The following is a 20,656-nucleotide window of genomic DNA, read 5'->3' on the forward strand; positions in this document are numbered from 1 at the left end:
CTATCATGGTGATGCTCGTGACAATACAGCCGAGCATAAATGATAACCGGGTACGAATCACACGTGCCATGTCAGGAGGAATTGCAGATGGCTGATCAGCAGGACATGCAGACGGGTGCCGACCGCGTGGCCATCCAGGATCTGATGGCGCGCTACGCTTACGCGGTCGATGCCAAGCGCTGGGAGCTGTTGGACGAGGTCTTCGCGAACGGCGCCGAGATCGATTTTCTGGCCAATGGCGGGATCAAGGATAACTGGCCCGCGATCGGCGATTGGCTCGCAACGGCCATGTCGGGCTTCACGGCCTGCCAGCACTACCTGTCGAATTTCGCCACCGACGTGGATGGCGACCGCGCCAGCTCGCGTTTCTACGTGTTCACGCAGATGATCACCGTGGACGGCGGTGCGGACCAGATCGTCAGCGACGGCGGTTACTACCACGCCGGGTTCGTGCGCACCCCGGCGGGCTGGCGCGTCAGCCGGCTCTCCGGTGGCATCGTCTGGTGGAGCGGCTCGGTGCCGGATCATCTGCCGTGGTGGGGCGTGGACGGGGATCGCTTCAACCAGTGAGTATCGCGTGGCGCCTGGCCGTGTACGGCGATGCGACTGGCACCGCGATCAACCGCAGGTGATGCCGCCATCGATGCCGACGATCTGGCCGATCATGTAGCGGCCTTCGTCCGAGGCGACGAAGGCGATCAGTCCCGCGATTTCCGCCGGTTCGGCATAGCCGATCGGTGAGGTGCCTTGCGCAAACTCCTCGATTTGCGCGCCTTCGGGAAGTTCCCACGCGGAGAGCATCGGTGTCTGCATGCCGCCGGGCGCGATGGCATTGACCCGGACACCGCGGGCCCGGTATTCCACGGCCAGTGCGCGGGTGAGATTGATGATTCCGCCTTTCGAGGCGCAATACGCCGCCGTGTAGGGCTGGCCCAGCAGCCCGGAGTTGGAGGCCACGTTCACGATCGACCCGCGTCCCGCGGCAAGCATCGCCGGCAGAACGCTGCGGCACATCAGGAAGGTGCCGGTCAGGTTGACCGCGATGGTGCGTTCCCAGTTCTCCTGGGTCTCGAGTTCGCTGCGCACGAAATTGCCGATACCCGCGCAGTTGACCAGCACGGCCGGCGTACCGAGCTCGGCACTCAGCGTCGCGATCGCGGGCTCGATCGACGCCCAGCGCGTCACATCGATCGCGTAGAAGCTGGCGGTGCCGCCCGCGGCGCGGATTTCCGCCGCCGCCGCTTCTCCGGCGATGGCATCGCGGTCGAGGACTGCCACGCGGGCGCCTTCGTCGGCGAGTCGGTGCGCGGTCGCGCGTCCGAGCCCCGAAGCACCACCGGTAACCACTGCGACCCGATCGTTGAAACGCATCACGATTGTCTGTTTTCCTGTTGCTGTCCGAATCCGGAGAAACGAACCACTACCCGTGGTCCGGGGTCGAGTTGCCGCACGTGTTCAGGATTTTCTCGAGAGTTTGGCAGTTGCGCTGGTAGTGGCGACGAGCAGACCATCCTCATTGTAGAGCCGACCTTCCAGGAACGCCGTTTTGTAGCTGCTTTTGACCACATTCCCCACGGCGCGCAGGCGACCCGCCCGGGTGACTTCCAGGTAACTGGTGTTGATCTGCAGGGTAGACACATTGACGATGTCTTGCGCAGTGGCAAACACGGCATGGCTCATGGCGGCGTCCAGCATGCTGGTGATAAATCCTCCTTGCACCACGTCGATCGAATGGCAAAAATCGGTACCGATCGCAAATTCAAAGGTGCAATTTCGTTCTTCCCTGTCGATGGCCACGATCTTGCCGCCGAGCATCGGGATAAATCCGGGTAGACGCGCATTGAGCTGTTCGATAACTGCCTGATCATTCATGGTGCGATGGTTCCGTCTCGATGGGTGGGTGCGCGGTTACAGGATGCTGATCATAAATACACGGATGGAGCCGTTCGAGCAAGCCTGAATCGCCTTCACGCGGGCGTGAGCGGCGAGGCGCACCAGCGCGAACGGCTGTGCCGCTACATCGCCCGCGCGGCGGTGGCCGAACCACCGCTAGCGGGCCGAGGTGATGCCAGCGGGCAGGGGCCGGAGGAAGGGGAAGGGAGCCGCACCGCCTGCCGCTATCGCCTGGAATTTCGCGAATTGCCGATAGCGTTCTTCGAGCGTACGACCAGGGAAGTACCGAGGATCGAGCGCCTCGATCACCGGCTCCAGCTTTTCCAGCCGATCCTCGATCGACGGGTGCGTGCGCGTGAACACCGCGAGTGAGGCGTCGTCCTTGCCGCGCGCGCCGAGTTTTTGCAGTACCAGTGGTAATCCGTACGGGTCGTAGCCGGCCTTTCCCGCCAGTTCCACGCCGCGCCGGTCGGCATCGAGTTCGTCGCCACGGTCGAGGCCACGCGCGTACAGCACGCCGATCGATCCCCGTAGCGCTTGCAGCTGCGAATCCAGGGTCGAGGTCGAGACGTGGGCGGCGTCCTTCGCGATGTCTGCCAGTTTCCCCAGTTCGGCGCGGGTATTCGCCGCCTTGATCGCCTTGAGGTAATGGTGCTGCACGATGTGCTCGATCTCGTGCGCCAGTACACCGGCAAGTTCGGCCTCCGAGTCGATGTCCGTGAGCATGCCCGTCGTAATGAAGATGTAGCCGTCGGGCGCAGCCCAAGCATTCGCACTCGCATCGTCTATCACTGCGAAACGCCAGTCTAACGCGCTTCGATCACTCTTCGCTGCAATGTAGCGCCCAACCTGGTTGACGTAACGCTGCAGACGGGGCAACGGCGCCAGCGGTGCCTTCGAGAGAATCTCGAGCGCCGCCTGTTCGCCGATCAGCTTTTCCTGCGCAGCCTCGTCATGCTGGGTTGCAGCCGGTTTCACGGCCTCGGCAACGCGCTTCGCGGTATCGAGTATGCCATTCAGGTCGAAGGCCAGCGCCGGAGTTGCCAGGCAGACAAGCAGCAGCAAGCGGCACGCCGCACCCGCTTTCATTCTGGGTTCTCCGTTGTTTCCGCTTTCTGCTTCGGCTGCTCGACGCCGGGATCGAGTCCCTGCTCGAAGGCTTTCATGTCATCGTCGCTCGGCTCGAAGGTGTTCAACTGCTCGAGCGAGGATTCGGCGCCGGCCTCGGCTTTGGCCGGATCGACCAGCGTCTGGCCCGAGAGCTTGCCGGATGCGCTGCCCCGAACGGCAGTGGAATCGGCCGAGCTGCCGGTCACCATGCTGCCCAGCGCACCGGCGGCAGCGCCGCCGAGACTGCCACTGCTGGCACCGCCGAGCGCCGCACTTGCCGCACCCGTCGACTCATCGTCCTGCCTATCCGGCGGCGTGCCAGCATGTGCGCTGAGGCGCACCGCGAGCAGCTTCACCCAGCCTTCCTCACCACCGGGCCCGCGCACGCGATACCAACCACCCTTGCGATCCAGCACTGTCAGCGGCGCAGCAGCTTTGAGATTTGCAACCACGGTCGCATTGGATTCCGGTTTCGCGAGCAATTCCGCGTCCTTTGCCAGCGCCGCATCCTGCGCGCGTGCCAAGCCGCCACACGCCAGCAGCAGTGCCAGTGCTAACCACCTGTCACGTCGTTTGCCGATCATCATGTCCGTCACCTCCGATTGGTTCGAACAATTCCACCGCTTCCTCGCGCCCCTTCACCTGCGCCGTACCCTGCGGGCGAAAATGTATCTCCGCACCGCAGCCGGCGCGCGTTGCCGCCGACACCAGGATCGGGGCGCGGTCTTTTGTGAGTCCCTCGATGCGGCTTGCGAGATTCACGGTATCACCGATGGCAGTGAAGTCGTAGCGCTGCTCGCAGCCAATCATGCCGACCACCGCCTGCCCTGTGTGGATGCCCACGCCGATATCGAAATCAGTAAAGCCGTAATCCCGGCGGAAACGTTCCATCTCCTGGCGCATTTCCAGCGCACAGGCCACCGCAGCGCGGTGCTGCGCCGGATTCGCGAGCGGTGCGCCCCAGAAGGCCATTACCGCATCGCCAATGAATTTGTCGAGCGTACCGCCGTGACGAAATATCACCGCTACCTGGCGGCTGAAATAATCGTCGAGCAGTCGCACGACTTCCACCGCGCTGCGCTGCTCTGACAGGCGCGTGAAGCCGCGGATATCCGAGAACAGCACCGTGATCTCGCAGGTCCGCGAACTGAGTAGCGCCGTAGCGTCCTCATCGTGCAGCAGGTGGCGCACGATCTCCGGATCCATGAAGCGCTCGAAGGTGCGCACGGTGCGCGCGAGTTCGGCCTGCCGCTCGCGGTATTGGATGAGGGCCAGCGTACCCATGAAGATGGCGATCAGCAACGCCGGCACCGGCCATGGCGTGATCCCGGCGGCGCCGATTGCGAGCGCGGCCGATCCGGCTGCCAGGGCGGTCGCACCGCCCGCACCAATCGTGATTGCGATCAGCATTTGCCCGCGACGCGCGGTCTCGGCCATCGCGGCCAGCAGCAGGCCGAGCACGAGCCACGCCACCGGGAAGGGCATGATGTGGAGCGCGGCACCGTGCAGCAGGTTGTCGATCACCACGCCGACCATCACCACGCCCGGGTATGCGGAGGAGATGGGGGTTGGCTTGGTATCCTGCAACCCGCTCGCACTGTTGCCGATCAGTACGATGCGATCCTTGAAGAAGCCCTCCGGGAGGCTTTTCTTGCCCTGCACGAAGTGCTCGTAGACTTCGCGGTAGAGCAGGCGCGTGTACGGTCTCGTGCCCCCGGCGGGGAAATCGATCCGGTACGTGGGTGCATCAGGTAGTGTGGCACCCAGATCGCGGGCCACGCGCGCGGGCAGGGAGGACCAGCGCCAGCCCTGGATCTCGCGGTACACATCGTAGCCGCGCCCGATGCCGTCGGGATCCGGCGTGAAATTCACCGAGCCGATGCGCCACGCGGTCGCAGGAATCGCGAAGGGCAACAGCAGCGAGCCGCGCGCATCGGCCCGCGCCGCCGGACCGGGTTCGAGACCCGCGCCGGCGGGGTAGCTCGCAAGCAATGTCGGTACCGCAGCATCGCCGAGCTGCAGTGCGGCCAGGTAGACATTCGACGCTGCGGCCAGTATCTCGCCGAACCACGCATCATCATCGGGGCGCAGGATGTCCTTGTCGCTGAAGAAAATGTCGAAGACCACCGCGCGGGGCTTCTCTGCGAGCAGCGGCTCGAGCAGCCCGGCGTGCACCGAGCGTGGCCACGGCCATTTACCGACATCCGACGCCATGGCCTGCATGCTCCACTCATCGATGTCTATCAGGACGATCGAAGGGTCACCCGGGCGGGATTGTGCGCGCCAGCGCACCAGCTGGTCGCCCCAGGCGTTGTCGAGACGCTGCGCGGCAGGCAGCAGGAGCAGTAACGGAAAGGCAAGCCAGCAGGCGAGCGCCGCGAGCCAGCTGCGGTTGACACCGTGCCTGAGAAAAGCGAGCGGCTTCACATGCGCACTCCCGCACAGCGGACCATCCGCTGGAGACTGCACACTGTACTCCAGCGCAAGGTTTCGTGACGAGAACCGTCATCAGCGTCATGATGATAAAACCGTTCCTGCACACCCGGCGAAGCGGAGCGTCGGTGCGAAAGGCGCTGACGAGAACGTTGACGTCAGGTGTCTGCATCCATGGACTCGAGCACGGCTTTCTCCGGGTGCGCTGCGGTTCCTGTTCGCCACGCGTCCCGGTGCGCTCGCCAAGGCGCTGGAGGTGATCTGCCGCCTGAGCGCCACGCATCTCGCGCACACGGCCGCCTGGGCAGCTTGGCTTCGGTCGGGGAGGGCCTTTAGCTTTCCTATACCGTAAATGTGTCCCTTTTCTTGCGCTGTTGGATTACGATTGCTGCATGCAACCCATCCGCTCCGCAAACCTCATCGAGATCCGGGACCTGCACTTTGCATACGGCAGCAACAAGGTCATCGATGGGCTCGAACTGGACATCCCGCAGGGGAAGGTGGTCGCGATCCTCGGCGCCAGCGGTTGCGGCAAGACGACACTGCTGCAACTGATCGGTGGCGCGCTGAAACCCGCGCGCGGCAGCGTGAGGGTCTACGGCCAGGAGGTCCACGCACTTGACCACGATGGGCTCTACCGGCTGCGGCGTGAGATCGGAATGATGTTCCAGAAGGGCGGGCTCTTCACCGACCTCTCCGTCTTCGAGAACATCGCCTTCCCGATACGCGAGCACACGACACTCCCCGAAGCGATCATCACCAACCTGGTGAAAATGAAGCTGCACGCGGTGGGGCTGCGCGGTGCGCACCACCTCTACCCCATCGAACTCTCCGGCGGCATGGCGCGGCGCGTGGCGCTTGCGCGTGCGACGGCCCTCGACCCGGGCCTCCTGATCTATGACGAGCCATTTGCCGGGCTCGACCCAATCACGCTCAGCGTGATCTGCAAGCTCATCCGCACGCTCAACGACGCGCTGGACAGCACGTCGGTGGTCGTGACCTATGATGTGCCCGAGGCGGTGAAACTTGCCGATTATCTGTACGTGATGGGCGAGGGCCGCATCGTCGGCCACGGCCCCACGCAGGAGATGCTCGACTCCGATCACCCCTTCGTGCGGCAACTGCTGCACGCCGAACCCGACGGCCCGGTGCCGTTCCACTTCCCGGCCCGACCCATTGCAGAAGATCTCGAACTCACCCCGCTGACCAAGTAGCCGTTTTGCGCTATCCCTGGCATCGACCAGCCCTCCGTGCGAACACCAATTCGGGCCAAGCGCGGCATATACCCTGTCGAGGGGCCATGAATCTGTCCCGCCGCACCCTCGTTGACGACAGCATTATCAGCGCGCCAGCAACGGTGTTTGCATTTTCCGTGACCATATAAGTAAATGCAGACATACGCGTTGCAATCCGGATTTTTCCGCCTGGCCAGACACCAGGCGCGTGGCCTCAACAGGGTAGAGAGATGACATTCAAGCACTTGAGCTATCAGAAAGCGGATCATATCGCGCTCGTCACGCTCGACAACCCCGAGCGGCTGAACGCCATGACGGGCGAGATGCTCGCCTCTCTTTCACGTGCCATCGAGCTCGTTCGGGAGGACGACGATGTGCGCGTGCTGGTCCTCACCGGGGCAGGGCGGGGCTTCTGCAGCGGGGCGGACACCGAGATGCTGATCGCGCTGGCGATGGGCAAACCGGTTCCCGGCGCCGTTGCGCAGGAAAGCTGGCACAAGAACCTCGAGCCCATCGGGTGGTTCGGTGTCGAGGTCAGCCAGCTCGAAAAGCCGACGATCGCGGCGATCAACGGCTCTGCCGTCGGGGGTGGATTTGCGCTTGCCATGGCCTGCGATCTGCGCATCATCGCCAACGACGCCAAGTTCGGCATGGCCTCGACTCACCGCTACGCGCTGCCTCCGGAAGGCGGCATCACTTATACCCTGCCGCGCATCGTCGGCCTCACCAGGGCCTGCGAGCTGCTGCTGACGGGGGATCTCGTGGATGGCATGGAGGCCGAGCGCATCGGTCTCGTGACCCGTGCCGTGCCGGCAGATCAGGTGCTCGAGGCCGCGATGGCACTCGCGGCGAAGATTGCAGGCAACGGGCCGATCGGCATGGCACTCACCAAGCAGCTCATCTATCGCGGGCTGCACGAGACCAGCATCGCGACCCAGGTCGAACGCGAGGACGCCGCGCTGGTGCGCGGCTTCAAGACCGAGGACTACCGGGAGGGCGCGACAGCCTGGTGGATCGAGAAGCGCAAACCGGTATTCAAGGGGAAATGATGGCGGCGCCCGGCATCAGGCCAATATCATTGCCGCCGCTTTCTCGGCAATCATCACCACCGGGGCGCAGGTATTGCCCGAGGTGATCGTCGGCATGATCGAGGCATCGACAATGCGCAGCTGCCCGATGCCATGCACCTTGAGTTCGTGGTTCACCACTGCCAGCGGATCGTTGCCCATTTTGCAGGTGCCTACCGGGTGATAGACACCGCGGGAGACCTGGCGTGCATAGCCCAGAATATCGGCGTCGGTCTGAACCGTCGGGCCGGGGGCGATCTCCGCGCCGCGATAGCGGTCGAAGGGAGCCTGGGCGAAGATTTCGCGCTGCCGTTTGACCGCGTTGACGATATCGCGCTGATCGCGTTCGGTTTGCAAAAAGTTGTGACAGATCTTCGGTGGGTCCTGCGGATCGGTGCTGCGGATCCGCACCGTCCCACGGGCATCCGGGCGCATTGGATAGATCATGGCGGTCATGCCGCGGACCATGTTGATGGCCGTGCTGTTGTCATTGGCGGCTTGACTCGTCGCCACCGGAAAGAAGACGACCTGGCAGTCCGGACGCTGGCTGTGATCGCCGCTCGTATGGGCAAAGCAGGCGACCGGGGAGCCGTTGAATGCAAGCAGCCCGCGGCCGCTGCACAGATAGCGAAACACCTGGCCAATAAATCGCAGGGGCTTGAACTGATCGGTCAGCGATACGGGTTCCTTGCAGTCGTGGATCACATCCACACCCAGGTGCTCCTGCAGATTCTCGCCGACGCCGGGCAGATCCTGGAGCAAGGGGATGCCCATCTGCGCCAGTAACGCGGCGGGGCCAATGCCGGAGAGTTGCAGCAGCTGCGGATCGTGCAGCGAGCCGGCGCAGAGAATCACTTCACGCCGCGCTCGCGCCTCCCTGCGCGCGCCGCGCTGCATGAAAGATACGCCGGCTGCACCTCGGCCCTCGAGCAAGAGCCGCTCGGCGCGGGCACCGGTCTCGATGTGCAGATTGGGACGTCTTCTGACAGCAGGAGTCAAGAATGCACGGGCAGTGCTTTCGCGCCGTCCCCGGCGCTGACTGACCGGGGTGAGACCGACACCAAATTGACTGGCGCCATTGGGGTCGTGATTGAGCGGCAGGCCATAGGCTGCAGCCGCCGCGATAAAGCTGTCCACGAGCGGCGATTCGTAGCGGATCCGTTCGACATGCCACTCGCCGTCCTGACCATGAAAATGACTTTTGCCATCCTCATGATGTTCGCTGCGCAGAAAAAAGGGCAGCACCTCATCGTAACTCCAGCCCTGGTTGCCCAGCGCAGCCCAGTGATCGTAGTCTTCCTTCTGGCCGCGGATATACATCATGCCGTTGATGGCGCTGGTGCCGCCCAACAGTCTGCCCAGGGGTTGGTCGATTCGCCGTCCCTTGAGTCCGACTTCGGGCTGCGACTTCCAGCGCCAATTGTAGGTCTTGTGGTGGTAGAGCAGGCCGAAACCGATCGGTACGCTGACCAGCGGAGTCCTGCCGGCAGGACCGGCTTCCAGCAGCAACACTTGGTTGTGGGGGGCCGCGGAGAGCCGGTTGGCCAGCACGCAGCCCGCCGCACCGGCCCCTACGATAATGTAGTCGTAGCCTGGATCATTCACCGTCATCTCCCGGTCTGGAGCTCATCTGGATATCCTGGTGCAGCCGTTTTGCGATGAGCTTTATTTGTTCGGTGCCTCCAGGATGTGGATTGCGCAGCAGGAGCCCAGCCCGATGACGTGGGCCAGGCCCAGCCTCGCTCCGGCTTGCTGGCGTGCCCCCGCTTCGCCACGCAGGTGCAATGTCAGCTCATGGATATTGGCGATTCCCGTGGCGCCAATAGGGTGTCCCTTCGAGAGCAAGCCCCCCGAGAGGTTTACCGGGATGCGGCCGCCGGCCCAGGTGTCGCCGTCATCGATGAGGCGCCCTGCTTCCCCTCGAGGGCACAAGCCCAGGTTCTCGTAGTGCATCAACTCCGCCGTGGCAAAGCAGTCGTGCAACTCGATGAGGTCGAGGTCCCGCGGACCCACGCCCGCCATCTCGTAGGCCTGATTTGCCGCATTCGTGGTGCAGGTGTCGAAATCCGGCATCGTGAGATTGCGCTCCGAATAGGGATCCGAGGTAAGCGCGGAGGCACGAATCCGGACGGAGCGGCTCATCCCGAGTTCCCGCGCCTTCCTGGCGGAAACCAGCACGGCCGCCGCAGCGCCATCCACGTTGACCGAACACATCAGCTTGGTAAGCGGATAGGCGATCATCTCCGCGTTCATCACCTCTTCGAGCGGTGTCTCCTTGCGGTAGCGAGCCAGGGGATTGTGCACGGCGTGCTGGTGATTCTTCACCGCCACCCGGGCGAATTGTTCAAAACTCGTACCGTATCTGGCGCTGTGCACGCTGCCTGCGTGCGCAAAGAGCGCGGGCATCAGATCCGAGCCGAGCAGGCCTTCGGTGTGAATGGTCTCCGGCTCTCCCCACCCCAGGAGTCCGGCACCCATTTTTTCCACGCCTACGGCGAGGCAAACGTCATGGAGCCCGGCGCGAATGGCTGCCCAGGCTTCCCGCAGTGCGGTGGCCCCCGTGGCACAGGCGTTGGTCACGTTGACGACAGGCGCTCCCGTCTGTCCCACCTGCTGCATGATCCGTTGGCCGGGTGTCTGCCCGGCCTCCATGATGTTGCCACAGTAGACTGCCTGTATGTCGGCGATGGAAAGCCCCGCGTCATCGAGCGCCGAGAAAACGGCTTCCGCACCCAGATCGGGAACGCGGCGGTTGGGGGCACGATCGAACCGGGTCATTCCGGTGCCCTGGACGTAGACGGCGTCGCTCATCTCTATTCTCCAACTGGCCGAAAGGAATACATCTGGTAGGAGTTGCCGGCCTTGTCTCCATAAGGAGCTTCCTCGTAGGTCACGCTGACGGCCAAGCCGACTCGAATCTTCCCGGAATCGTGCTCGATCCCTTTCAGATTGCCCTTGATCGTCCCCCCGCCATCGAGGTCCACGATAACCGAGACGTAAGGTACGCGGACGCCCGGAAATGAGCGCGTGATGATGGTGAACGCGCAGACCGTTCCGGTCTCGGACAGGCGATGGGGCGACAGGCAATCGCGCCCGAAACACCTGGCGCAGGCCGTTCGACGATCGACAAAGACGGCGCCACAGTGATCACACTTTTTCCCTTCGAGGAAGGGATCCCCGCTTGCGGGAATCACGACAAAGGGTACGACCGGGAGAAGGGACTTTCTGGCGGCTTCGTTCATGGCTGAAAACCTCGTGGGTGACTGGCAACAATTCAAACGCTCGGGCGCGATGGCTACCGATCGGGCGTTTCTTTCGTTTCCGCGGGAGGGCAAACGACAGGAGACGGTGCATTCCCTGCTGCCCGGTCCGGGGGAGCATTACCCGCTCACCTGCGCCCTGGCCCAGCGGTAATCCGCCTTGCCGGTCGGGCTGCGCACTATCTTGTCGAGGAACACGAAACTCTTGGGGAGTTTGTAGCGCGCGATGTGGCGCGCGCACTCGTCGAGCAATTCCTGCTCGCTGGCAGGGGTTGCGGCGCGAAGCTGCACGATGGCCACCACTTCCTGCCCCCAGCGCTCGCTCTGGCGACCGCAGACGACGGCATCGAACACCGCCGGATGGTGTTTGAGTGCGTGCTCCACTTCCTCGGCAAAGATCTTCTCGCCTCCGGAATTGATGGTAACCGCTTCGCGACCCAGGATCTCGATGCTGCCGTCGGAGCGATAGCGTGCCCGGTCGCCAGGCACCGCGTAGCGCACGCCATCGATGGTGGGAAAGGTTCGCGCGCTCTTCGCCGCGTCGCCCAGGTAACCCAGCGGTACGCGTCCGCATTGTGCCAGCCAGCCGATTTCCGGTTCACCCGGCCCGAGGGGCCGTATCAGGTCGTCGGATAACACCAGGGTCGTGTTGACGGGCCGGAAATCCCCGGTCGATGCACCGCTGTCCCTGGTGGCCAGGTTGACGCCCTGGGTCCCGGTTTCCGACGCCCCGAAGCCATCGACGATCAGAACGCCGGGGAGGCGTTCCAGGAATTCTTCCTTGTAATTGCTCGAGAGTGGAGCTCCCCCGCTGGAGATGACCTTGAGCGTGGAGAGGTCGTACACGCCCCTGCCCATCGCGTCGAGAATGGGGCGCGCAAATGCATCGCCGATGATCTGCAGATAGTTCACTCGCTCGCGCTCGACGATCGCGAGGATTTCCTCCGGATCGAGCCGCCTGGGATTGTCCTGGAAGATGATCAGTTGCCCTTGCGCGAGCAGGAGAAACGAGGACCACTGCGCGCCGGCATGCATGAGCGGTGGTATCGAGAAGCTCCGCATTTCCTCGCCGATCAGGGTGCCGTGGGCCTGGGCGCGTTCGAGAACGGCCTCCATCGAAGCGAATTCTTCATTGCTTCCCCACGTGACGCCTCCCATCCCGCGAACGAAGATGTCGGCCGAACGCCAGAGCACACCCTTCGGCATGCCGGTTGTGCCACCCGTATAGACGATATAGAGGTCGTCGGGTGACGGGCTCACGGGTGGTGGCTCCGGTGAGGACGCGGCCAGGGCCTCTTCGTAGTCGATCGCGTTTGGGAGCAACGCGTTGCCCGACCCGTCCGCGACCTGGATCAGGAGCCTGAGCTGCGGGAGCCCGGGGAGGATATTCCCGAGCGTCGGCGCGAATTCCGCATGGTAGAGAATGGCGCGCGCGCGCGAATCGCGCAGAAGCTGGATCAGCTCCTCCTCCACGTAGCGATAGTTGATGTTCAGCGGGGCAACCCGCGCCTTGAAGGCGCCGAGCATCCCCTCGATGTACTCGTTGCCGTTGTAGAGGTAGATCGCCAGGTGATCCTGACCCGACTCGTGCCCGGCCAGCTCGTGCCGCTCTTTCGTGACCCGGAGGCCCGCGCCGAGCAATATATTGGCGAGCCGTCGGCTTCGCTCCGCGAGTTCCCGGTAGCGCAGGCGACGCTTGCCAAAGACGATGGCCTCCCGATCCCCCAAAGCCATGCCGATCCGATCGTGAACTTCTGCCAGACTGAATTCCATCCTGCGCTTCTCCTCCTTTCGCGACGCTTGCATCAACGTGGGGCGACGGCCTCCCCGATGAACCTGGCGGCATTCCCGAGCTGATGTTCCAGCGGGTACCGTGAATCGGCCAGCCAGCTGAGCAGCACCTGGTTGTATGCGCCGGCGACCATCTGGACGATGAGCTCGAGCGAATAGTCCGTTCGCACGTCCCCCTGAGCGATTCCCTCCTGCAACAGATCCTCCAGCGCGTGGAGCATCTGCGAAACACGCTCCTGCTGTGCGCCAGGCCTCACGAATCCACTGCTGGCTTCGAGCAACAGGGTGCGCGTGAAATCCCCGGTCCGGGTAATGAGTTGCGCGGACACGGTAAAGAAACCCGTGAGCCGCTCCTGCGTGGAACAGTCGCGCTTTCGCTCGTGGTCGATGAGCCGCTGGAAGCGCGCCTCGACCTCTGCCGCGAGATCGATGAGCAGGGTCGACTTGGCGGAGAAATAGTTGAAGAAGGTTGCCTTGGACACATTCGCGGCCTCCGCGATCTCATCGATTGTCGTTCGCTCATACCCGTGCGCGACAAAGAGATCGCGGGCGGCACGCAGGATTCGCTGGTGCCGCGCCCGTTTTTTGCGCGCTCTCAAGCCCTCGGGTGCCTGGATTTCCTTCATCGTCATTACCGGGGCGCGCTGCTGCGATACCTGAACGAATTTTCGGCTTCCGGCTGGGCTGGATTTTGCGCAGGAACGCATGGGCGAATCATTTGTCGAGCTCCGCTATGGCGTGATTATTTCAACCAGCAGTCAAGGAATTGCTTGTCGCGCAGGCTTTTCACATTGACACAAAACTTTACCAAAGTATATAGTTGTACCGTAGTCTATTTATCGTCGCGTCTGCCCGTACTGAAGAGAGTGCGGGAACGGAATTCAATTGCTGCTCAACCCGGGAGTATTCGAGGATGTCAGAGATTCGTTTTGATGGTCGTACGGTGATCGTGACGGGAGCGGGCAACGGGTTGGGCCGATGTTATGCAAAGCAGTTTGCGGCTCGTGGAGCCAGGGTTGTCGTGAATGATCTGGGTGGCAGCAGCTTTGGCGACGGGGCGGATAAAGCCGCCGCCAATATCGTCGTCGACGAAATCAGGGAGGCAGGCGGAGAGGCTGTCGCGAATTACGATTCCGTAACGGATGGCGAAAAGATCGTGCAGACGGCGATCGATACCTACGGTCGGGTCGATATCGTCATCAACAATGCAGGAATTCTGCGTGACAGCAGTTTTCACAAGATGGAAGACAGGGACTGGGATCTTGTTTTCGAGGTGCACGTCAGGGGTGCCTACAAAGTCACTCGTGCCGCGTGGCCTCATATGCGGGAGCAAGGATATGGCCGAATTGTCTTTACGGCGTCTGCGGCCGGTCTTTACGGCAACTTTGGCCAGGCAAACTACTCCGCGGCCAAACTGGCGCTCCATGGTTTGTCACAAACGCTCGCCATGGAAGGGCACAAGCGAAACATCATGGTCAACACGATCGTGCCGATCGCCGGTTCCCGACTGACCGAGACTGTCCTGCCGAAAGAGATCGTGGAACAGCTGAAACCTGAATTTGTCTCCCCTCTGGTCATGAAACTCTGTGACGAGAACCATACGGAAACTTCCGGTCTTTATGAAGTGGGGGCGGGTTGGATCGGCAAGGTACGCTGGCAGCGCACGCGCGGCGTTGGCCTGTCGACTGCCGGCACGATCACCCCCGAAGACGTTCTGGCGGCATGGGAACGAATCGGTGATTTTACCGATGCCACGAATCCGGCGAACAGCGGCGAGGCCATGAGCGCCATATTTGCAAATATGGGAAACCGGTAGCTGCCGCCCCCGAGCACCGCGAACCCGCCACGCCTGCGAATCCGGCCATCAGTAGATGGCCTTGCCTTGCCGATCGAGCCAGTCGAACTCCTGGGGTTTGCGCTTGACGTGAGGGTCGATGGCCACGTTGAGCAGGGCTGGTCTGCCCGCGGCCAGGGCGCGCTCCAGGGCCGGCCGCAGCTCTGCTGAAGTCCGCACGTTTTCCCCGTGACCCCCCACGCTCTGCATGAGCATGTCGTAGCGCACGCCCTGGTCGGCAGTGAATGCGTGGTTGTCGAAGGCCATGGCGCCAGGCCGGATCGTGCCGTTGTTGGCCACGATGAAGAGAATCGGCAGTTCGTGGCGCACCGCGGTTTCGAGTTCCATGGCGTTCCAGCCCACCGAGTAGTCTCCGTTCATGCAGACCACGCGCTGTCGGGGCCGGGCAATCTGGGCGCCGATTGCATAGGGCACGCCCACGCCCATGCAACCGCTGGTGCCGGCGTCCAGGCGTTCGCGCGCAGTGTGCATCACTTGCATGGTGCGTGAGATCGCCATGGTGTGCTCGCCGTCGTTGACGAAGACCGTGTTCTTGCCAACCACCTCGCCCAGCTCGTGAAACAGGCGGTAGAAGTTGGTGAAGGGGGCGTCCGAGCGGATGAGCGGGGCCAGGGCCTCTTCATTTTTCCGGCACGCTTCGCGCAAACCCTCGAGCCAGGCTGTGCGTGCGGGCGACGGGGCGTGCCTGACGCCGGCTTGCGCGAGCTGTTCGAAGATCGCGCGTACGTCGCCCGCCAGGCCGAACTCGGTGGGAATGTTGCGCCCGATCTCTTCGGGGGCGATCTCGATGTGGATCACGTCCACGCCCGCGGCGACGCGGGGCGGCAGGCCGAAGTGAAAGGCCCAGTTGAAGCGCGCTCCCGCCATGATGATGAGGTCAGCGTTTCTGAGTGCCGTGGAGCGCGCCGCGCCCACACATAGCGGGTGCTCGTCCGGGATCACGCCCTTGCCCATGGGCGAGGGCAAAAAGGGCAACTCGAAATACTCCGCCAGGTGGCGGGCGGCCGCGCCGGCATCGGACCAGGCCGCGCCTTTGCCGATGATGAGCAGCGGTCGCTCGGCGCGGGCGATGCGTTGGGCTGCGCGCTCGACTTGCGCCGGGTCTGCCCCGGGGCGGGGTATTGCGGGAAACGATGGCAGGTGTAGGGCCACGCCCGCCTCGATCACCGTGCTCAGGACCTCCGATGGCAAATCGAGATAGACCGGGCCAGGCCTGCCGCTGAAGGCCTCGCGTGCCGCGGTTTCGAGAAACCAGGGGAGGCGCTCGGTGCGATCGACCGCTGCCGCCCACTTGCAGAACGGGGCCACGCTTTGGACCTGGGGCATCTCCTGGAAGTCGCCCAAGCCGCGCTTGCCGGTTTCGGAGGCGCCACCGAGCAGCAGCATGGGCCAGGCGTTGGACCACGCCGTGGCCAGGCCGGTGATGGCATTGGTGACCGCGGGGCCCGAGGGTACGAGCGCAACACCCAGGCGACGGTTCATGTAGCCGTAGGCCTGGGCGGCCATGGCCGCCGCTTGTTCGTGACGGAAGTTGTAGGCCGTGGGACCTTGCCGCAGGTTGGCCATTGCGATTGGAGCCAGAGGGTCTCCCAGGACCTGAAACAAATGCTCGACACCCAAGGCCTCGAGCGTTCGCAGGAGCAGCGTGCCGCCGTCAATGGTCGCCATGTTGACCGTCTCCCCAACAAGAGCCTACCAGGATACAGGTCCACCAGGACCCACTTTTTCGCACCGCTATCGGAGCAACCGCGACAGTGTACGCGATCTGTTGCGTCCGTCAGGCTGCGCTCGTCATCGGCCGCATATCGACTCCCCAGGCAAATTGGCGGAAAACGGGTCACGCATGAAATATCCGGGTGTAAATGGGGCGCAGGAACACGCGTGCGAATCATTTGTTGACCTCTGCAGCGGCGCGAACGAGTATTTCAACGCACGGTCGGCACCTGGGACACAGGGCCGGGCCAAAGCATGCCGATTCGGTTCTTTGCATGGGAGGAGGGACGATGGGACGACCGCTCGAAGGGATACGCGTACTGGATCTCACCTGGGCTCAGCAAGGGCCCTATGCCACGGTAATGCTCTCGGACATGGGGGCGGAGGTCATCAAGGTGGAGCCGCGCGAAGGGGAATTGGGTCGCAAGGTCGTAGCCGGCGCCTATCCCCAGCCGGCGCCCTATTTCGTCGCCCATGACAGGGGCAAGCGGGGCGTGACCCTGGACATCCGCAAGCCCGAAGGACGCGCGGTGATTCTGCGCTTCGTCAAGGAGGCGGACGTGATCGTGCACAACATGCGTCCCGGTGTCATGGAGAAGCTGGGGCTCGCCTACAGCGACGTGCGCGCCGTGAACCCCAGGATCATCTACGCCAGTGCGTCGTCCTTTGGTCCCCTGGGCGAGATGGCGGCGCTGCCCGGCTTCGACATCATCGGCCAGGCCATGGGTGGGATCATGAGCAAGACCGGCGCGCACGACGGCCCGCCGATGCCTGCCGGTGCGGCGATCAGTGACCAGGTCGGTGCGCTCTACCTGTGCAGCGGCATCCTCGCGGGCCTGGTCAAGGTGGCGCGCACAGGAGAGGGCGAGCAAGTGGACGTTTCGCTCTACGGCGCCCAGATCGGTCTGCAAGCCTGGGAAATCACCGAACAATCCATTGTTGGGAAGAATCACGGTCGGGCGGGAATGGGCCACCCGATCGTCTCCGCCCTGAGCTTGTGGTCGAGTTATGCCACGAGTGACGGTGCCATCGTGCTGGGCGGCGTGGACTCCAAGCGCTTCCAGGGTTTGTGCGCGGTGGTGGAGTTGCCGGAGCTGGCGGCAGCGTATGCCGACGAGATCACGCGGGCGCTCAATATCACCAGGGTACGCGAAGCGATCAGCGAGAAATTTCGCGGGCGCTCGACCCGGTACTGGTTGGATGCGCTGCGTTCGGTCGATGTGATCGTGGCCCCCGTGCAGAGCTATGACGATATCATCAATGATCCTCAGGCCTGGGTGAATGGCTACCTGACCACCCTGAATCATCCCGTGCACGGCAAGGTGAAAGTGGTGGGTTGTCCCATTCAGTTTGGACGCGAGCCGACCGAGCCGCAGGGGCCGCCGCCTGAACTGGGCCAGGATACGGAAACCTGCCTGATGGAGCTCGGCTACAGCTGGGACGAAATCGAGGCGTTGCGCGCGAACGAGGTGACTTGAGTCGAGGGCAGCGCGGATCTCGTCATCAGCAAGCGCCGTCTGACCCAGGCCGGAATTTTGCCGGGGGGCGCAAACCGATTGAATAGCGCGCTGTTCCGATCGCTGCGGCCGGCACTTGAACTCTACGCGCCAGGTTGGGGTCTGAACGGCTTCGGTGGCAGGATGGCTTTGGCATATGTCGGATAAATCCACTCCCTTCGTTGACGATGGCGTTGGCGGCGCCGCGCAATCCGCCATGCTGCGCCGGGTGCTGGGTATCGCGCTGCCGGCGGGGTTTCTGCTCCTGTCGGTCTGGCTCGCCTTTGACGAACTGCGCGCTCTGGATCTGCACGCCCTGCGTGCGAGTATCCGGGAAGTACCGGCAGCCACCCTGTTGCTGCTGCAGGCGGGCGCGCTGTTGGCGGTGCTGGCCATGGGAATGTATGACCTGTATCTCGCCCGGGTACTTGGTCTGAATGTTGCGATGGGCACGGTCCTGCGCTTCGCCTGGGTTGCCAATACGTTCAACAACCTGACCGGCCTTGCCGGGCTCGCGGGATCGGGTATCCGCCTGCTGCTGTTCGGCCGTCAGGGCATAGCACCACGCACGCTGGTGATCTACAGCGGAATCATCCTGCTTGCGATACCCACCGGTCTCGGTCTGCTGGCATGGCCGGTATTGCTGCTGGCGCATGCGCAGCTGCCGCTGCCGTCGCTGATCAGCCTTGTGGCATTGCTGGCGTTTGCGCTGCTGCCACCACTGTTTCTGGTTTTCGCGGGGCGGCGCAGGCTGCTCGCGCACTGGCCGGATGGCGCGCGGCCACTGCATTTCGGCAGGCGCGCGGTGCTGGTCCTGATTTCGGGACTCGACTGGCTGCTGGCAGTGATCGTTGCCTACGCCTGCCTGCGGGTCGCGGGAGTGGACGTGGACCCCACGAGTTTCGTGGTGGCATTCGTGCTGGCGGCGGCCCTGGGTATCTTCAGCATGATTCCGGGCGGACTCGGGGTGTTCGACGGATTGCTGCTGAGCGCGTTGTCGCGCGATGGGCTTGCAACCGAACCCCTGCTGGCGGGTATCCTGCTGTACCGGCTGGTTTATTACCTCGTCCCTTGGCTGATCGGCATCTATACCGGTGCCGGATTGCTGGTAGCACCCGATCATGCGTTGCGCCTGAGTCTTGCGCGCCACTGGCAGCAAAACACCCTGCTGGCGCTGGTTCGCCTGCCGCTCGGCATGTTGTCGGCGCTCGGGGTGCGTGCACTTTCCTACCTAACGTTTGGCGCCGGCGTGATGCTGCTGGTGTCGGCCGCGTTCCCGACCCTTGCGGACCGGCTGGCGATTCTGCGTGATGTGGTGCCGCTGCTCGCGATCGAGACCTCGCATCTGCTGTCGGTGGGTGTCGCGATCCTGCTGATCGCGCTGTCGCGGGGCGTTGCCGATCAGGTGCGCGATGCCTATCGGCTCACCCAGTTCCTGCTCCTTGGAGGTGCGCTGTTCAGCATCGTGAAGGGTATCGACTTCGAGGAGGCGATTTCCCTGCTGGCCGTGTCGGGCCTGCTGTGGCTGCGGCGCGCGGACTTTTATCGTATCGCCTACCCTATCGTCAGCTTGCGCAGCGTCTACTGGTTCGTCGCCCTGCTGATCGTGCTCGCCGGTTATCTGTTGCTCGGTTCCTGGCTGCATGGTGAGGCGCTGTGGCACAGCTCTCACTGGCTGCAATTTGCCCATGCGCTCGAGGCGCCGCGTTTCCAGCGCTCGGCGCTGTTTGCGGTGCTGGTGGCGCTGGCCTACCTGGGATGGAGCTTTTTTCGCATGCCCGCGCCGGTGCTCGAATACCCGGACGCGGAAACGCTGGACCGGACCAGGGAACTGCTCGAAACCCATGGCGGAAACGGCTTCTCGCACCTGGTTTTCATGGGCGACAAATACCTGTTCCGGCCACACAACGAACGGGCCCTGATCCAGTTCGGCTGTATCCGCGATCGGTTGATCGCGCTGGGCGATCCCTGTGGCGATCCGCAGAGTTGCGATACCGCGATACTGGAGTTCCGCGAGTTTGCCGATGCGTATGACCGGGTGCCGGTATTTTATGAAGTCAGCGAACAGAATATCCATCGCTACCATGATCATGGCTTCTCGCTGTTCAAGCTCGGCGAGCAGGCGGTGGTGCGCATCGAGAACTTCACGCTGGCGGGAAAGCGCGGCGAGGCACTGCGCCATGGCGTCAACCGCGCCAAGCGCGAGTTCGCGAGTTTTGCGATGCTCGCACATCCGCTGGATGAATCGACCTGGGTCGAACTGCAGCAGATTTCGGATCAATGGTTGTCGGAACGCGACTCCGCCGAGAAGGGGTTTTCGCTGGGAAGCTTTGACCGTGGCTATCTCGAACGCGCACCGATAGCGGCGGTGTATCACCAGGAGCGAATTGTTGCGTTTGCCAGTCTCATGCCAGGCTACCGCGATCTAAGGGAGCTCAGCGTCGACCTGATGCGTCATGGTGCGCTGGCCCCTCCGGGTACCATGGATTTCCTCTTTGTGTCGCTGATCGAGTATGCGCGGGAAACAGGGTATCGCGAATTCAATCTCGGCATGGCGCCGCTCAGCGGTGTCGGTACCACGCGTTTCGCGCGCGCCGACGAGCGCATTGCGCGCCTTGCCTATGAATACGGAAATCGCCTGTACAATTACAAGGGGCTGCGCGGTTTCAAGGAAAAATTTCATCCCGAGTGGCGCGGCACCTACCTGGCCTATCCCGCGTTTACGCCGCTGCCGGGCTTGCTGATCGATACCGCGGCGCTGGTGGCGGGCGGTTACCGGCGCATATTGTTCAAGCCCTGAAAA

General features: G+C 63.3%; 17 protein-coding genes. 6 read left to right on the forward strand and 11 right to left on the reverse strand.

The window, feature by feature from the left end; genetic code table 11:
* The first annotated feature begins 87 nt into the window (after nt 1-87).
* Nucleotides 88-570, forward strand: coding sequence for a nuclear transport factor 2 family protein (locus IPF49_14465; GenBank protein ID MBK6288808.1), 483 nt, complete (start codon nt 88-90; stop codon nt 568-570).
* A 48-nt stretch (nt 571-618) separates the two neighbouring features.
* Here the strand turns inward: IPF49_14465 and IPF49_14470 are convergent, their stop codons facing one another.
* From IPF49_14470 to IPF49_14490, 5 genes are all read right to left on the reverse strand, one after another.
* On the reverse strand, nt 619-1,374 hold the full coding sequence (locus IPF49_14470; GenBank protein MBK6288809.1) for an SDR family oxidoreductase: 756 nt from the start codon (nt 1,372-1,374) through the stop codon (nt 619-621).
* Nucleotides 1,375-1,455: 81 nt separating this feature from the next.
* Nucleotides 1,456-1,872, reverse strand: coding sequence for a PaaI family thioesterase (locus tag IPF49_14475; protein ID MBK6288810.1), 417 nt, complete (start codon nt 1,870-1,872; stop codon nt 1,456-1,458).
* Between the two features lie 177 nt (nt 1,873-2,049).
* Nucleotides 2,050-2,982 (reverse strand): M48 family metalloprotease, encoded by a 933-nt coding sequence (locus tag IPF49_14480; GenBank protein MBK6288811.1) that lies wholly within the window; start codon nt 2,980-2,982, stop codon nt 2,050-2,052.
* Nucleotides 2,979-3,590 carry an SH3 domain-containing protein gene (locus IPF49_14485; GenBank protein MBK6288812.1) on the reverse strand — a complete coding sequence of 204 codons (612 nt, stop codon included), beginning with the start codon at nt 3,588-3,590 and terminating at the stop codon, nt 2,979-2,981. The genes IPF49_14480 and IPF49_14485 overlap by 4 nt, the downstream gene beginning before the upstream one ends.
* Nucleotides 3,568-5,430, reverse strand: coding sequence for an adenylate/guanylate cyclase domain-containing protein (locus IPF49_14490; GenBank protein MBK6288813.1), 1,863 nt, complete (start codon nt 5,428-5,430; stop codon nt 3,568-3,570). Before IPF49_14490 ends, IPF49_14485 begins: the two co-directional genes overlap by 23 nt.
* A gap of 398 nt (nt 5,431-5,828) precedes the next feature.
* On the opposite strand from IPF49_14490, the gene IPF49_14495 reads away from it, so the two are divergent.
* Nucleotides 5,829-6,650, forward strand: coding sequence for an ABC transporter ATP-binding protein (locus tag IPF49_14495; GenBank protein MBK6288814.1), 822 nt, complete (start codon nt 5,829-5,831; stop codon nt 6,648-6,650).
* Nucleotides 6,651-6,901: 251 nt separating this feature from the next.
* Entirely contained in the window at nt 6,902-7,720 is an 819-nt protein-coding gene (locus IPF49_14500) for an enoyl-CoA hydratase/isomerase family protein (protein ID MBK6288815.1), read from the forward strand.
* A 15-nt stretch (nt 7,721-7,735) separates the two neighbouring features.
* Here IPF49_14500 and IPF49_14505 read toward each other — a convergent pair whose 3' ends face one another.
* The 5 genes from IPF49_14505 to IPF49_14525 all read right to left on the reverse strand — a co-directional run bounded on the left by IPF49_14505 (nt 7,736) and on the right by IPF49_14525 (nt 13,415).
* Nucleotides 7,736-9,343, reverse strand: coding sequence for a GMC family oxidoreductase N-terminal domain-containing protein (locus IPF49_14505; GenBank protein ID MBK6288816.1), 1,608 nt, complete (start codon nt 9,341-9,343; stop codon nt 7,736-7,738).
* 60 nt (nt 9,344-9,403) lie between these two features.
* Nucleotides 9,404-10,549, reverse strand: a complete 1,146-nt coding sequence (locus IPF49_14510; protein MBK6288817.1) for a thiolase family protein — start codon at nt 10,547-10,549, stop codon at nt 9,404-9,406.
* Between the two features lie 2 nt (nt 10,550-10,551).
* Nucleotides 10,552-10,980, reverse strand: a complete 429-nt coding sequence (locus tag IPF49_14515; protein MBK6288818.1) for an OB-fold domain-containing protein — start codon at nt 10,978-10,980, stop codon at nt 10,552-10,554.
* A gap of 138 nt (nt 10,981-11,118) precedes the next feature.
* Nucleotides 11,119-12,771: an acyl-CoA synthetase gene (locus IPF49_14520; protein MBK6288819.1), complete on the reverse strand. Its 1,653-nt coding sequence runs from the start codon at nt 12,769-12,771 to the stop codon at nt 11,119-11,121.
* Between the two features lie 32 nt (nt 12,772-12,803).
* On the reverse strand, nt 12,804-13,415 hold the full coding sequence (locus IPF49_14525; protein MBK6288820.1) for a TetR/AcrR family transcriptional regulator: 612 nt from the start codon (nt 13,413-13,415) through the stop codon (nt 12,804-12,806).
* Nucleotides 13,416-13,702: 287 nt separating this feature from the next.
* On the opposite strand from IPF49_14525, the gene IPF49_14530 reads away from it, so the two are divergent.
* Nucleotides 13,703-14,605: an SDR family oxidoreductase gene (locus IPF49_14530; protein MBK6288821.1), complete on the forward strand. Its 903-nt coding sequence runs from the start codon at nt 13,703-13,705 to the stop codon at nt 14,603-14,605.
* A 48-nt stretch (nt 14,606-14,653) separates the two neighbouring features.
* On the opposite strand, the gene IPF49_14535 is transcribed toward IPF49_14530, so the two are convergent.
* Nucleotides 14,654-16,312 carry a thiamine pyrophosphate-binding protein gene (locus IPF49_14535; GenBank protein ID MBK6288822.1) on the reverse strand — a complete coding sequence of 553 codons (1,659 nt, stop codon included), beginning with the start codon at nt 16,310-16,312 and terminating at the stop codon, nt 14,654-14,656.
* A gap of 335 nt (nt 16,313-16,647) precedes the next feature.
* Here IPF49_14535 and IPF49_14540 point away from each other — a divergent pair, with 335 nt between their 5' ends.
* On the forward strand, nt 16,648-17,835 hold the full coding sequence (locus IPF49_14540) for a CoA transferase (protein MBK6288823.1): 1,188 nt from the start codon (nt 16,648-16,650) through the stop codon (nt 17,833-17,835).
* A 175-nt stretch (nt 17,836-18,010) separates the two neighbouring features.
* The gene (gene mprF / locus IPF49_14545) at nt 18,011-20,653 is read left to right on the forward strand and encodes a bifunctional lysylphosphatidylglycerol flippase/synthetase MprF (protein ID MBK6288824.1); all 2,643 of its coding nucleotides are present in this window, start codon (nt 18,011-18,013) and stop codon (nt 20,651-20,653) included.
* Nucleotides 20,654-20,656: the final 3 nt, after the last annotated feature.

This window comes from Gammaproteobacteria bacterium (assembly GCA_016705365.1).
GTDB lineage: Bacteria > Pseudomonadota > Gammaproteobacteria > Pseudomonadales > UBA5518 > UBA5518.